Origin of the sequence: Pseudomonas folii (assembly GCF_014357575.1) — a bacterium.
Lineage (GTDB): Bacteria > Pseudomonadota > Gammaproteobacteria > Pseudomonadales > Pseudomonadaceae > Aquipseudomonas > Aquipseudomonas folii.
Genome location: NZ_JACONW010000137.1, coordinates 1 through 14,927, shown reverse-complemented (window position 1 = coordinate 14,927; position 14,927 = coordinate 1). Strand labels below are relative to the sequence as shown.

At 57.8% G+C, this 14,927-nt stretch carries 11 protein-coding genes; 6 read left to right on the top strand and 5 right to left on the bottom strand.

Annotated features, from left to right (window positions below; all coding sequences use genetic code 11):
- The first annotated feature begins 67 nt into the window (after positions 1-67).
- The 4 genes from H8S59_RS21635 to H8S59_RS21620 all read left to right on the top strand — a co-directional run bounded on the left by H8S59_RS21635 (position 68) and on the right by H8S59_RS21620 (position 3,880).
- Positions 68-700 (top strand): sarcosine oxidase subunit gamma, encoded by a 633-nt coding sequence (locus H8S59_RS21635; protein ID WP_187522754.1) that lies wholly within the window; start codon positions 68-70, stop codon positions 698-700.
- A 118-nt stretch (positions 701-818) separates the two neighbouring features.
- On the top strand, positions 819-1,676 hold the full coding sequence (gene purU, locus H8S59_RS21630; protein WP_187522753.1) for a formyltetrahydrofolate deformylase: 858 nt from the start codon (positions 819-821) through the stop codon (positions 1,674-1,676).
- 197 nt (positions 1,677-1,873) lie between these two features.
- A complete protein-coding gene (gene fdhA, locus H8S59_RS21625; RefSeq protein ID WP_187522752.1) occupies positions 1,874-3,073 on the top strand; it encodes a formaldehyde dehydrogenase, glutathione-independent in 1,200 nt (399 codons plus the stop codon).
- Positions 3,074-3,310: 237 nt separating this feature from the next.
- The gene (locus tag H8S59_RS21620; RefSeq protein ID WP_187522751.1) at positions 3,311-3,880 is read left to right on the top strand and encodes a DUF2780 domain-containing protein; all 570 of its coding nucleotides are present in this window, start codon (positions 3,311-3,313) and stop codon (positions 3,878-3,880) included.
- Between the two features lie 15 nt (positions 3,881-3,895).
- Here the strand turns inward: H8S59_RS21620 and H8S59_RS21615 are convergent, their stop codons facing one another.
- Positions 3,896-4,789 carry an acyltransferase gene (locus tag H8S59_RS21615; RefSeq protein WP_187522750.1) on the bottom strand — a complete coding sequence of 298 codons (894 nt, stop codon included), beginning with the start codon at positions 4,787-4,789 and terminating at the stop codon, positions 3,896-3,898.
- A 290-nt stretch (positions 4,790-5,079) separates the two neighbouring features.
- Here H8S59_RS21615 and rloA2 point away from each other — a divergent pair, with 290 nt between their 5' ends.
- A complete protein-coding gene (rloA2, locus tag H8S59_RS21610) occupies positions 5,080-5,580 on the top strand; it encodes a retropepsin-like aspartic peptidase RloA2 (RefSeq protein ID WP_095092544.1) in 501 nt (166 codons plus the stop codon).
- Positions 5,581-5,841: 261 nt separating this feature from the next.
- Here the strand turns inward: rloA2 and mdoH are convergent, their stop codons facing one another.
- From mdoH to pip, 4 genes are all read right to left on the bottom strand, one after another.
- Positions 5,842-8,421, bottom strand: coding sequence for a glucans biosynthesis glucosyltransferase MdoH (gene mdoH / locus H8S59_RS21605; protein ID WP_187522749.1), 2,580 nt, complete (start codon positions 8,419-8,421; stop codon positions 5,842-5,844).
- Positions 8,414-10,345 carry a glucan biosynthesis protein G gene (locus H8S59_RS21600; RefSeq protein ID WP_187522748.1) on the bottom strand — a complete coding sequence of 644 codons (1,932 nt, stop codon included), beginning with the start codon at positions 10,343-10,345 and terminating at the stop codon, positions 8,414-8,416. The genes mdoH and H8S59_RS21600 overlap by 8 nt, the downstream gene beginning before the upstream one ends.
- A gap of 259 nt (positions 10,346-10,604) precedes the next feature.
- Entirely contained in the window at positions 10,605-11,042 is a 438-nt protein-coding gene (dtd, locus tag H8S59_RS21595; protein ID WP_187522747.1) for a D-aminoacyl-tRNA deacylase, read from the bottom strand.
- A 118-nt stretch (positions 11,043-11,160) separates the two neighbouring features.
- On the bottom strand, positions 11,161-12,132 hold the full coding sequence (pip, locus tag H8S59_RS21590) for a prolyl aminopeptidase (RefSeq protein ID WP_187522746.1): 972 nt from the start codon (positions 12,130-12,132) through the stop codon (positions 11,161-11,163).
- Between the two features lie 287 nt (positions 12,133-12,419).
- On the opposite strand from pip, the gene H8S59_RS21585 reads away from it, so the two are divergent.
- A complete protein-coding gene (locus H8S59_RS21585) occupies positions 12,420-14,870 on the top strand; it encodes a glycogen/starch/alpha-glucan phosphorylase (RefSeq protein ID WP_187522745.1) in 2,451 nt (816 codons plus the stop codon).
- The last annotated feature ends 57 nt before the right edge of the window (positions 14,871-14,927 follow it).

Genomic DNA, 14,927 nt, shown 5'->3' with positions numbered 1-14,927 from the left:
CAAGCACCGCTCCCACAGGGAGTAAGCGGCGTTCCGGCAACACAACAGAATTCAGAACAGGTGCTCTATGACCACAGCCAACGTTTACCAGCAGCGGCCAACGGCCGGCGAGAAAGCCGAGTCACCGCTGTTTCACGCCGACCTTAATAGCCTGGTCGGTAAAGGTCGCGCCAACCCTGGCGTGATCCTGCGCGAGAAAAAATTACTCGGGCATCTGACCATCCGTGGCGACGCTCACGACCCGGCTTTCGCAGCGGGCATCCACAAGGCTCTAGGGATGGAATTGCCCGGCGCACTGGCACTGGTGATCAGTGGCGACAGCTCGATCCAGTGGCTTGGCCCGGATGAATGGCTGCTGATCGTGCCGACCGGTGAAGAATTCGCCGTAGAGCAGAAGCTGCGCCAGGAACTGACCGGTCTGCACATCGCTATCGTCAATGTCAGCGGCGGTCAGTCCATCCTCGAATTGAGCGGCCCGAAAGTCCGCGAAGTGCTGATGAAGTCCACCAGCTATGACGTGCATCCGGACAACTTCCCGGTGGGTAAAGCCGTCGGCACGGTATTCGCCAAATCCCAACTGGTGATCCGCCGCACTGGCGAAGAAACCTGGGAATTGCTGATCCGCCGTAGCTTCGCCGATTACTGGTGGCTGTGGTTGCAGGATGCGAGTGCCGAGTACGGCCTGACCATTCAGGCCTGAGTACGCACCCCCGGTAGGAGCGAACTTGTTCGCGAGACGCCATACCAGACACAACGCGTCGTCAGTCTCGCCAACAAGTTGCCTCCTACCGCGAAATCATGATTTCAGGAGTTGATGAATGAGCCGCGCCCCCGACACATGGATTCTGACCGCCGACTGCCCAAGCGTACTGGGCACGGTGGACGCGGTGACCCGCTACTTGTTCGAGCAGGGCTGCTACGTCACTGAGCACCATTCCTTTGACGATCGCCTGTCCGGCCGCTTCTTCATTCGGGTTGAATTTCGTCAACCAGACGGTTTTGACAAACAAGGTTTCCGCGCAGGTTTGACTGAACGCGGCGAAGCCTTTGGCATGATCTTCGAGCTGACTGCGCCGAACTATCGGCCAAAAGTCGTGATCATGGTGTCCAAAGCCGATCACTGCCTCAACGATCTGCTCTATCGGCAGCGTATCAACCAACTGTCCATGGACGTGGTTGCGGTGGTGTCCAACCATCCGGATCTGGAGCCGTTGGCGCGCTGGCATGAAATTCCGTACTACCATTTCCCCCTGGACCCGAACGACAAGCCCGCTCAGGAAAGCAAAGTCTGGCAGGTGATCGAAGAGTCAGGTGCCGAGCTGGTGATTCTTGCCCGCTACATGCAGGTGCTGTCGCCGGACCTGTGCCGCAAGCTGGACGGCAAGGCGATCAATATTCATCACTCGCTGCTGCCGGGCTTCAAAGGCGCCAAGCCGTACCATCAGGCTTACAACAAAGGCGTGAAACTGGTGGGAGCCACCGCGCATTACATTAATAACGACCTGGATGAAGGTCCGATCATCGCCCAAGGCGTGGAGGTGGTGGATCACAGTCATTATCCCGAGGACCTGATCGCCAAAGGTCGTGACATCGAAGGCCTGACGCTGGCACGGGCGGTGGGTTATCACATTGAACGGCGTGTGTTTTTGAACGCCAACAGGACAGTGGTGCTGTAAACCAATCGTGGTAGGAGCGAACTTGTTCGCGAGGCGATGCACCTGAAACACCGCGTCGCCTGCCTCGCCAACAAGTTGCCTCCTACCGGGCATCAATATCCAGGCAAACACCCAGAGCAATCCTTGCGTTGCTTGCAACACCAAAAAAAAAAGCAGCGCATTTCCCCGCGACATAACAACAAAATCGAGGTGAAAGAATGGCTGACAATCGTGGTGTGGTGTATCTCGGCGCTGGCAAGGTCGAAGTACAGAAAATCGACTATCCCAAAATGCAGGACCCGCGTGGGCGCAAGATCGAACACGGCGTTATCCTGCGGGTAGTTTCCACCAATATCTGTGGCTCGGACCAGCACATGGTTCGCGGCCGTACCACTGCACAAACCGGCTTGGTACTGGGCCATGAAATCACTGGCGAAGTGATCGAAAAAGGCACTGGCGTCGAGAATCTGAAGGTCGGCGACCTGGTATCGGTGCCCTTCAACGTGGCGTGCGGTTTGTGCCGATCCTGCAAGGAACAACATACCGGCGTCTGCCTGACCGTCAATCCGGCTCGCCCGGGCGGTGCGTACGGTTATGTCGACATGGGCGACTGGACCGGTGGCCAGGCCGAATACGTGTTGGTGCCTTATGCCGACTTCAACTTGCTCAAGCTGCCGGATCGCGACCGGGCGATGGAAAAGATCCGCGACCTGACCTGCCTTTCCGACATTCTGCCCACCGGTTATCACGGAGCAGTCACAGCCGGTGTAGGTCCGGGCAGTACGGTATACATCGCTGGTGCAGGCCCGGTTGGTCTGGCCGCTGCGGCATCTGCGCGCCTGCTGGGTGCTGCGGTGGTCATCATCGGTGACGTGAACCCTGCTCGTCTGGTCCATGCCAAGGCTCAGGGTTTTGAAATTGCTGACCTGTCCCTCGATACCCCGCTGCACGAGCAAATCGCCGCACTGTTGGGCGAGCCGGAAGTGGACTGCGCCGTCGACGCGGTAGGCTTCGAAGCACGCGGCCATGGCCATGCGGGTGTGCAGCATGAGGCACCGGCCACTGTCCTCAACTCGTTGATGGGCGTGGTGCGTGTGGCGGGCAAGATCGGTATTCCCGGTCTCTACGTCACTGAAGATCCGGGTGCTGTCGATGCCGCTGCAAAAATGGGCAGCCTGAGTATCCGCTTCGGTCTGGGCTGGGCCAAATCCCATAGCTTCCACACAGGCCAGACGCCCGTGATGAAGTACAACCGCCAGTTGATGCAGGCCATCATGTGGGATCGCATCAAAATCGCTGACATTGTTGGAGTGGAGGTCATCAGCCTCGACGACGCGCCACGCGGTTATGGCGAGTTCGATGCCGGTGTGCCGAAGAAGTTTGTGATTGATCCGCATAAGTTGTTCAGCGCGGCGTAGTCATCAACCCCGTTGGAGCGAGGCTTGCCCGCGAAGAACGATAACGCGGTATATCTGGTTTACCGAGGTGCCCTATTCGCGGGCAAGCCACGCTCCAACGGTTACAGCACCGACCAAACGAACGAACGAACGAACGAACGAACGAACGAACGCAAGGAACATTGCCACCCCGCTCAAGGTCGAACACGTGTTTCTACCGGCAGCTGCCGGATTTTCTGGCTTGAGGGGTTTGTTGCAATGAAGATTTCACGCGGTGTAGCACTGGCAACCTTGATGGCCGTTGCCGCTGGCCCGGTGTTCGCTTTCAATCTGAATGACGCGGCCAACGCTGTGTCCAACGCCACCAACAGCAATCAGAAAGCCACCGCAGCGCCTGAAGCTGCGGGTCTGCTCAATCTGTTGGGCACCAACCTTAATGTCACCCCTGAGCAAGCCGTCGGCGGCACGGGCGCTTTGCTGGGTCTGGCGAAAAACAAACTCGCCGGCAACGATTACAGCCAATTGAGCAAATCTGTTCCGGGCCTCGATCAGCTCGCTGGCAACGGTGCACTGAGCAGCCTTGGCAGCCTGAATGGCCTGGGAAGTCTGTTGGGCAACTCCGGCAACAGCGCTGAAAGCTCGGTGCTGAACAGCGCGTTGGGTAACGTACAAAGCATGGGCGATGTGAACAAGGCGTTCAGTGCTTTGGGCATGGACAGCTCAATGGTCAGCCAGTTTGTACCACTGATTCTGCAATACCTGGGTCAACAAGGTGCTGGCGGGTCAGCACTGCAAAGCCTGAGCAGCGTGTGGGGCGCAGGCAGCTGATTCAGCGCTGATCCTTCAATCCTGGGACGCATCGCCTCGCAAGGTGGCGATGCGTGCGTTCTTCTCTTCCCACAGCTTATTGACCCAGCCCTGAACTTTCTCGCGAAACAACGGATCGTTCTCGTAATCGCCCTGCCATAACCCCGGATCCAGCTCCCGCGTCTGGATATCGATGATCACCCTTGGAACATCACCGCAGAGCAGATTCCAGAATCCCGGAATGCGCTCGCCCGGATAGACCACCGTTACGTCCAGAATCGCATCCAGCTTTTCCCCCATGGCCGCCAACACGAACGCCACCCCTCCCGCCTTGGGCTTTAGCAGATGTGAATAGGGCGAGTTCTGTTCAGCATGTTTGGCTGCAGTGAACCGCGTGCCTTCCAGATAGTTAACCACGGTCACTGGCTGATTTTTGTACAGCTCGCAGGCCTGACGAGTGATTTCCAGATCATGCCCCTTGAGCTCCGGATGCTTAGCCAGGAAGGCCTTGCTGTAGCGCTTCATGAACGGGTAATCCAGCGCCCACCAGGCCAGACCCAACAGCGGTACCCAGATCAGTTCTTTCTTCAGGAAGAATTTGAAAAACGGCGTGCGGCGGTTCAACGCTTGAATCAGCGCGGGGATATCGACCCACGACTGGTGATTGCTGATCACCAGATAAGAGGTGTCGCTGCGCAAGCCTTCATCACCGCGAATTTCCCAGCGGGTAGGAATGCACAGCGAGAAAATCAGCTTGTCGACTTCAGCCCAGGTTTCGGCAATCCATACCACCGCTTGCGAGCAGCTCTCGCGTAACTGACCGCTGAAAGTCAGCTTGAGCAGGCCGAAGATCAGTAACGGACCGATCATGACCAGCGTGTTAAGCAACAACAGCAATGTGACAAAACAGCCAGTGAGCAGGCGACGCATACGGATCTCTGGAGGACTACAAGGGTCGCCATGATAAAGAGCAACAGCGCTAGCGCCAAATCCACTTGTCGCGGACAAATGTTTCACAAGGTTACGGGTAAGCTGGGGCCAACGAACGATGTGTGATCGTGATGTCTAAAATGGCATGTTTTAGAGCTGCTCTTGTGGGAGCGGTGCTTGCCCGCGATAAGGCTGGATACGGTTCACTTTAGATCGCGTCGCTCTTATCGCGGGCAAGCACCGCTCCCACAAGGTGGATTGCATTTCAATTCAAAAAAGGTACCTACCCAGTGAAATCAACCCTGGCGCTATTGTCCCTGCTGGCATTGCCTGTCATGGCTGCCGAGCCGACGCTGTATGGTCGCTACGAAAATATCAAGGTCGCGGAAATCGGTGAAACCTTCAAAGCCAAGATGGACACCGGCGCGTTGACCGCGTCGCTGTCGGCCAAGGATATCGAGTTGTTCAAGCGCGATGGCGATGACTGGGTTCGCTTCCGTCTCGCGACCAAAGACGCCAGCAACAAGGTGTATGAACACAAGGTTTCCCGGATCAGCAAAATCAAGAGCCGCGCAGAAGGCGACGACGAGGACGAAGACCTCGATCCAACCAAACGCCCGGTTGTCGATCTTGAGCTGTGCCTGGGTAACGTCAAGCGCACGGTCGAGGTGAACCTGGTAGACCGCAGCCACTTCAACTACCCGCTGTTGATTGGTGCCAAGGCCTTGCGTGAGTTTGGCGCAGCGGTGAACCCGGCGCGGCGTTATACGGCGGATAAGCCGGATTGTTGATGAGGGGCAAGTGGATTACCACTGTGGGAGCTGAATTGAAATACATTCTGTAGGAGCTCACGAGCACCGCGAGGCAGCGATGGCGGTTAGTCTGATACACCGCGATCGCGGCCTCGCGGTGCTCGTGCGCTCCTACAGGTCCACCGCTTGGCGCGAGATAGCGGTGTGGTGGACACTGGGCCAACTCCCATAGGGATATTTTTCCAGCCCAATAAAAAACGGCGCCCTTGAGGGGCGCCGTTTTTGTTTACCAGCCTTGAATCAAGCGTGAACCAAAGAAGGCTCAGGCTCGCGCACGACCGGCTGCAAAGGCAGCAGCGGCGCGTGCGGGTCAGCGGCGACAGACTCTCGCCATGCATCCAGCCATTCAGGATGGTTTTCACTCCAGACCTGCTCATGCAGGCGACCCAGGGCAACCGGATCGCTGAGCAGCATCAGCCGATCATGGTTGCTGAGTTTCTCAGGCCCGACTGCCAGTGCGTGACGTACACGTTCCATCCGTACGAACTCGATAGGCTCGGCGATCCGGTGACGCGAAGTCGCCAGGGCGCAGGCCAGCGCGTTCTGTTGCGGATCGACCACAGCACGGATGAAGCCTTGTTTCAGCGCGTGCCAACGGTTCTCGTGTGTGTACAGATCAGTCGAGACCAGCTCTTGCGGCGGCGTGTGTTCTTCCGGAATCAGGAAGAACTTCTCGTCGCGCGCCTTGAGGCCCAGACCGGTACGGCTGGAAATCACCGAAACCGGAATCGACAGCATCAGCGAACCGACAATCGGTGCCAGCCACCAAAGGAAGCTTGGGTTCAACCAAGCCACCAGCAGTGCCCAGCACGCGCCCAGCAGAGTCTGCGGACCGTGGCGTTTGACCGCTTCGATCCACGGCGTGGAGTCGTCGTCACGTTGTGGCGAGTTCCAGGTCGCAGCCCAGCCCAGGAAAGCAGCCAGCACGAAACGGGTGTGGAACAGCATGCGCACCGGAGCCAGCAGCACCGAGAACAGCATTTCCATCAGCATCGACAGGGTGACCTTGATCTTGCCGCCGTAACCGACCGCGCCTTTGGCCCAGATCAGAATGATGCTGAGCAGTTTAGGCAGGAACAGCAACACGATGGTCGTCGAGAACAGCGCAACGGCTTTTTCCGGGTGCCATTGTGGCCACAGCGGATACAGCTGACGCGGTTCAAGGAAGTAGGTCGGCTCCATCAGTGTGTTCACCGCCAGCAAGGCTGTGGACAACACCAGGAAGAAGAACCACAACGGTGCCGACAGGTAAGACATCACGCCCGTCAGGAACACTGCGCGGTGAACCGGGTGCATGCCTTTTACCAGGAACAGCCTGAAGTTCATCAGGTTGCCGTGGCACCAGCGGCGGTCACGCTTGAGTTCATCGAGCAGGTTTGGCGGAAGCTCTTCATAGCTACCCGGCAGGTCGTAGGCAATCCACACGCCCCAGCCAGCACGACGCATCAAGGCCGCTTCAACGAAGTCGTGAGACAGGATCGCACCGGCAAAAGCCCCCTTACCTGGCAACGGCGCAAGGGCGCAGTGCTCGATAAACGGCTTCATGCGGATGATCGCGTTATGGCCCCAGTAGTGGGATTCACCCAGTTGCCAGAAGTGCAGACCGGCCGTGAACAAAGGACCGTATACGCGAGTGGCAAACTGCTGCATGCGCGCATAAAGAGTGTCCATGCCCGACGCCCGTGGTGCGGTCTGGATGATACCGGCGTCCGGCGTGGCTTCCATCAAGCGCACCAGGCTGGTCAGGCATTCACCGCTCATGACGCTGTCGGCATCAAGCACGACCATGTAACGGTAGTCACCGCCCCAGCGACGGCAGAAGTCGTCGAGGTTGCCGCTTTTGCGTTTTACGCGACGACGGCGACGGCGATAGAAGATCTTGCCGAAGCCTTTGGTCTCGCGGCACACGTCCAGCCAGGCCTGCTGCTCAGCAACGCAGATATCGGTCTCGTTACTGTCGCTGAGCACGAAGAAGTCGAAACGATCGAGGTCGCCAGTCGCCGCAACCGACTCGAAAGTCGCTCGCAAACCCGCAAACACACGCGGCACGTCTTCGTTGCAGATCGGCATGACCAACGCGGTACGAGCACCCTTTTCAATCGGCTCGTTACCCGCACTGGCACCGGAGATGCGGTACTTGTCACGGCCGGTCAGCAGTTCCAGGAAGCCCATCAAGGCGGTCCAGAAGCCGGCTGAAACCCAACAGAACAGAATCCCGAAAAGCAGCAGGATGCTGGTCTGCAACGCATACGGCAGAACCTGCCACATGGTCTGCACGAAAGTCTGGTGAGTGATTTCGTCCAGCGAAACCAGCGACCAGCCCTGGTACGGCAGAATGCCTTTCATGTACCAGCCAGCCACGATGGTCTGGCCAAGCATCAGGATCAGCAGGATATAACGACGAATCGAACCCACGGTGCGCCAGCGCGCCTTGGGCAGATCACGCTCGACCTTTGGCTCGACCGGGTTACTGCGACCGGTCAGGCGACGCCACATGCGCACCAGAATATTGGTACGCCATGGCTCAGGCACGACTTTGGTACGACGAATCGGCGGCGTGGCCTTGAGGCACACACGACCGTTAGCGTCGAGCGTCAGCATCTCGGCTTCTTCCAAAGCCTCGGCGGTGGTCAGCGTCAGCCGGCGACCCACCGAAGCCTGAGCGGCTTCGGCAGGGTCGGTGACTGGCTGAGCAGACAAGCGCTCGTGCAACTCAGCGAACGAGGTGCAGCCAGCCAGTTCGGCTCGCTGCTCATCACTCATCGGGAGGTGCGCCAGGTACTCGCTGAGCGATACTGGCACCGGTACGGAATTACTCATCGGCTGGCAACTGGTAGCTCCAGGTCTCGGTCATGACTTGCAGCGTCTTGGCCGGTTCTGGATTGGTGGGTGCAGCTTCGGCTTCAGGCTGCTGGATCTCTTTGCCGTCTTTGTCTTTCGCGACATCAGCCTTGGCTACGTCTGCTTTGGCAGCATCAGCTGGCTTGGCGGCGTCAGATTTGGCGACATCTGCTGGCTTGGATGCATCGGCCTTGGCATCAGCAGGCTTGGCTGCGTCAGCTTTGGCTACATCGGCTTTCGAATCCTTCGCGGCGTCCGCAGGGGCTTCTTTCTTCGGAGCCTCTTTAGCCGCAGCTTTTTTCTCGTCACCGATGTGAGCCTTGTCAGCAACCAGTACCGCAGGTTCCTTGCCTGGCTCGGCCGGGATCTCGCGCAGCAGGTAAGCCTGCATCTCGATCGGCTTGTTAGTGTCCTTGACCTTGACCCGCAACGTCAGGCGATAGCCCTTGGTCACCGGGTTGTAGCGAAGGTTGTTTTCCACCAGCTCGGTGTTGGTGTCAGTCGTTACCTGGCTACGAATGGTCTTGTCTTCCGGCATCGATGCGAGGATCGGACCCACGAAATCGACCTGGAACGCAACGCTGCCGTCCAGTTGACGAATCAGGTTGGACTGACGGATGTCACCGGCGGAGCGCAGGGTCTGCTTCACCCAGCCCAGATCAGGCGAGTGAATGGCTTTCTCGTCCATGGTCCAGTGGATGCGATAGTTGAAGTCAACAGGCTCGCCCGGTGCTGGCAGGGTTTCCGGCTTCCAGAATGCAACGATGTTGTCGTTGGTTTCATCAGCAGTCGGGATCTCTACCAGATCGACGGTGCCTTTGCCCCAATCACCTTTCGGCTCGATCCATGCGCTCGGACGCTTGTCATAGCGGTCGTCCAGGTCTTCGTAGTTAGCGAAGTCGCGACCACGTTGCAGCAGACCGAAACCGCGCGGGTTCTCTACCGAGAAGCTGCTGACGGCCAGATGTTTAGGGTTAGTCAGTGGACGCCACAGCCATTGGCCGTTGGCAGCCTGAATCGACAGACCGTTGGAGTCGTGCAGCTCGCGGCGATAGTTCTGCACGCGCGAAGGCTGGTTGGCACCAAACAGGTACATGCTCGTCAGCGGAGCAACGCCCAGTTTGGAGACCTTGTCACGCAGGTACATGCGCGACTGGACGTCGACCAGCGTGTTGGTGCCCGGACGCAGGGTCAGCTTGTAGGCACCGGTTGCGCGAGGGGAGTCGAGCAGCGCGAAGATCACCAGATGGTTGTCATCAGCGCTTGGCTTCTCGATCCAGAATTCGGTGAAACGCGGGAACTCTTCACCAGACGGCAGCGCGGTATCGATCGCCATGCCACGTGCAGACAGACCGTAAACCTGACCTTTACCGATGACGCGGAAGTAGCTCGCGCCCAACATGGTCATGATTTCGTCTTGCTTGTCGTCTTTGTTGATCGGGTACAGAACGCGGAAACCGGCATAGCCGAGATTCTCGGTCGACTTGGGATCAAACTTCACATCGCCAAAATCAAAGCGGCTGGCGTCGTACTTGATCTCTTCAACGGTGGTCGAAGTGACTTCGTTGATTTTGACCGGGGTGTCGAAGTGCATACCCTGGTGATAGAACGAGACCTTGAACGGCGTTCTGTCGCCAGCCCATTCGGCACGATCCTCACGGAAACGGATTTTCTGGTAGTCCGCGAACTTCATGTCGCGGAACTCGGCGGGCAGATTGCTGCGCGGGGCTTCGTATTTCTTGTCGGCCAGTTCTTTCGCTCTGCTCGCTACGTCATCAAGACTAAACGCCCACAGTTGAGTGGCGCTGAACAGTGAGATCAGGGCTGAACTTGCCAATAGCGCGCTACGCAACCGCTTGCCAGGTGTCTTTACCGCATTACAGGGACTAACAATCACGAGCAACCCTCGCCGAAAACAGATGAAGAAACCAACGGCCAGCTATCAATTGCCGGGTTGGCGAGCACTGTTCCGACTCCAAAAGAACCTAATGATTCCCCAAACGGTGTCGGACCAGCTTTTGAACTTGCCAAACGGTGCCACAAACGCGGATACCCGGACGGCGCGATTATCTAGTAGCGCGTGCAACAACGCACCATGTCCAATGAAGTATTTATCGGTTTCCAGCCTAATAATTTCGGGGTTAGTAAACCAAATCAGTCCTTTAGCCCTCAAGCAGGAAAGTCACTGGGCCATCATTTATCAAATGGACTTGCATGTCTGCACCAAATTGGCCCGATTCGACCACTGCGTGCGAGCTTTTAGCCTGACTCAACAAATACTCGAACAACTCGGCTCCGAGGGCTGGCGGGGCTGCTTTCGAGAAGCTCGGCCGCATGCCGCTTTTGGTATCGGCAGCCAGAGTGAACTGCGAAACCAGCAGCAAACCACCTTCGACATCGCGCAAGGACAGATTCATCTTGCCGTCAGCATCGCTGAACACCCGGTAATTGAGCAGCTTATGTAGCAGCTTGTCGGCACTGGCCTGCGTGTCTTGAGGCTCGACACCCACTAACACCATCAGACCCTGGTCGATTGAACCCACGATTTGCCCTTCAACTTCAACTCGTGCGCTGCTGACGCGTTGTAGCAAGCCTTTCATGTATCAAATTCCCTCGCTTACTGTTGGAGCGAGGCTTGCCCGCGAATCAGTCGACACGGTATCTCAGATAGATCGCGCAATCGTTATTCGCGGGCAAGCCTCGCTCCAACAAACGGCATCAAGCCTCTTCAGGCGGCAAATCCAGCAAGCGCCCGGCGACCTGTGCGGCAGCGCGGACCAAAGCATCGGTAATGCCCGGCTCCGATGCGGCATGTCCCGCATCGCGAATCACCTGCAGCTCGCTGTTCGGCCAGGCCTGGTGCAATTCCCAGGCATTATCCAGCGGGCAGATGACGTCATAACGACCGTGCACAATGATCCCCGGCAAATGGGCGATTTTCGGCATGTCGCGGATCAGCTGGTTTTCTTCGAGGAAAGAATTATTGGTGAAGTAATGGCACTCGATGCGCGCAATCGACAACGCACGCTGCGGCTCGGAGAAGCGATCAACCACTTGCGGGTTAGGACGCAGCGTTGCAGCGCGACCTTCCCAGGTGGACCAGGCTTTCGCAGCGTGCATCTGGGCGATCTGGTCGGTACCGGTCAGACGCTTGTGAAACGCGGTCAACAGATCATCACGCTCGTCCAGCGGGATCGGGGCCACATAATCCTGCCAGTAATCCGGGAACATGCGACTTGCGCCGGCCTGATAGAACCACTCGATTTCTTGCGGACGCGCCAGAAAAATACCGCGCAGGATCAGAGCGTGAACCCGGTCCGGATGAGTCTGGGCATACGCAAGGGACAAGGTCGATCCCCACGACCCGCCAAACAGCACCCATTTATCGATACCCAGATGCTCGCGAATCCGCTCAAGGTCGGCAACCAGATCCCAGGTGGTGTTGTTCTCCAGGCTTGCATGAGGTGTCGAGCGACCACAGCCGCGCTGGTCGAAAGTGATAATGCGATACAGATTGGGATCGAAATAACGACGGCTTTGCGCATCGCAGCCCGCACCCGGACCGCCATGAATGAACACCACCGGCAGACCTTCCGGCGACCCGCTTTCATCGACATACAAAACGTGCGGTGCCTCTACAGCCAGATCATGCCGGGCGTAAGGTTTGATCTGCGGATACAAGGTCTGCATAGGTGCTCCGTGAGTGCGATTCGGGTTCTTCTATTTTTTTGCCTTGAGGCATCATAAACCCGAAACGAGGAATGTTCATGCTGTCACTCTCAGCTCATGCCGAGAGTGGAACGATCAATGCAAGCGGTTTGCCAATTGCCCAAACCGGCGAACCAGAGCGACAAGAGTCTGTCGAACCGAAGGTCGTATCCTGAGTAATTTAGGAAATTTCAGGAAAGTTTTGCAGACTCGCCCTACAGTCAAAGAAATCTCATCCTTCATTCGTCTGACTACTTGAGGTCGTATCGATGTCTCAGGAACCACTCGTTCGTGACGCTGAAGTGGCTGCTTTCCGCGCCGCTGTTCTCGCCAAACTCACCTATTCGGTGGGCAAGGACCCTGACCATGCGTTTGAGCATGACTGGTTCGAAGCTGTTGCACTCGCTGCTCGTGACCACATGGTCGAGCACTGGATGGACCATACCCGGCAGATTTATCGCAAGGTCCAGAAGCGGGTCTATTACCTTTCGCTGGAATTCCTCATCGGGCGTCTGCTGTACGACAGCCTGAGCAACCTCGGCCTGCTGGAAGTTGCCCGCGAGGCGATGACCGAGCTGGGCGTGGACATCGAGCGCATCAAATTGCTTGAGCCCGACGCAGCGCTGGGTAACGGCGGCCTTGGTCGTCTGGCGGCCTGCTTCATGGAAAGCATGTCGACGCTGGGCATCGCAGGTCACGGTTACGGGATTCGTTATGAACACGGCCTGTTCCGCCAGGCCATTGTCGATGGCTGGCAACAGGAGCAGACCGAAAACTGGCTGGACTTCGGCAACCCATGGGAATTCGAACGCCCGGAAGTGGTGTACCCCATCGGCTTCGGCGGGAGTGTCGACACCCTCACCAATGAGGACGGTGAACAGCGTCAGGTCTGGCGTCCATCTGAAACTGTCCGGGCCATCGCTTACGACACGCCCGTGGTGGGATGGCGCGGTAAAAGCGTGAACACCCTGCGTCTGTGGCGCGCCCGTGCGGTGGGTGATTTGCACCTTGAGCGCTTCAACGCCGGTGACCACTTTGGTGCAGTGGCCGAGGTGGTGCGCGCCGAAAGTATCTCTCGCGTGCTTTACCCGAACGATGCCACTGAGGCTGGTCAGGAATTACGTCTGCGTCAGGAGTATTTCTTCGTCTCCGCGTCGCTGCAGGATTTGCTGCGTCGCCATTTGAATATGCATGCCACCTTGATGGATCTCCCGGAACACGCGGCCATCCAGATGAACGACACGCACCCGTCCATTGCAGTGGCCGAGCTGATGCGTCAGTTGATCGACAACCATGGCATCGCGTGGGATGCCGCCTGGAAGATCACCGTGGGCACCCTCGCCTACACCAACCACACTCTGCTGCCAGAGGCGCTGGAAACCTGGTCGGTCGGCCTGATGGAGCGGATGCTGCCGCGCCACATGCAGATCATCTACATCATCAATGCTCAGCACATCGACACCTTGCGCGCCAAAGGCATTCACGATTTCGACGTACTGCGCGCGGTATCGCTGATCGAAGAAGAAAACGGCCGTCGGGTGCGCATGGGCAACCTCGCGTTCCTCGGCTCGCACAGCATTAACGGCGTCTCCGCGCTGCATACTCAGTTGATGCGCAAGACGGTCTTCGCCGAACTGCACAAGTTGTATCCCGAGCGGATCAACAACAAAACCAACGGCATCACCTTCCGCCGCTGGCTGTTCCAGGCCAACCCCAAACTTACCCAGATGCTTACCGAGTCCCTCGGGGATGACGTGCTGGACAGTGCGGAAACACGCCTCATCGAACTGGAACCGTTCGCCGACAAGAGCTCTTTCCGCAAGCAATTCGCGGATCAGCGCCTGCACAGCAAGCGTGCTCTGGCAGCGATCATCAAGGAGCGTCTGGGGATCGTGGTCAATCCGGCCGCGATGTTCGATGTGCAGGTCAAACGGATTCATGAATACAAACGCCAGCTGTTGAACCTGTTTCACACCGTTGCCTTGTATCAGGCCATTCGTGCTCAGCCGGGCACTGATTGGGTGCCACGCGTGAAGATCTTCGCTGGCAAGGCCGCAGCCAGTTATCACTCGGCCAAACTGATCATCAAGTTGACCAATGATATCGCTCGCACGGTCAACAGTGACCCTACCGTTCGCGGCCTGCTCAAAGTCGTGTTCATGCCCAACTACAACGTCAGCCTGGCCGAAAGCATCATCCCGGCAGCCGACTTGTCGGAGCAGATTTCGACTGCGGGCCTGGAAGCATCAGGCACCAGCAACATGAAATTCGGCCTCAACGGCGCGCTGACCATTGGCACGCTGGACGGTGCCAACGTGGAGATGAGCGAGCAAGTGGGTCTGGAGCACATGTTCATCTTCGGCATGACCGCGCGGGAAGTCGAAGCCCACAAGCAAGTAGGCGACTTCAGCGCTTACGCGGCAGCGGCGGCCTCGGGTCGACTCAACGACGTCCTGCAAGCCATTCGGGGCGGCGTTTTTTCGCCGGATGATCCTAACCGTTATGCCGGCCTGATCGATCAATTGCTGGCCTACGACCGCTTTCTGGTCTGCGCCGACTTTGATTCCTACTGGGACGCCCAGGCCAGGGTCGAAGCCCACTGGCACGACTCGAAAGAGTGGTGGCGCTCCGCGGTGCTCAACACGGCGCGCATGGGCTGGTTCTCATCGGACCGGACGATCCGGGAATATGCGGGGGATATCTGGAAGGCGCTGGATTGATGGTGTGAGGAGAGCTGCTCTCAATTTGGCAATACGACCCATGTGGGAGAGTGTATG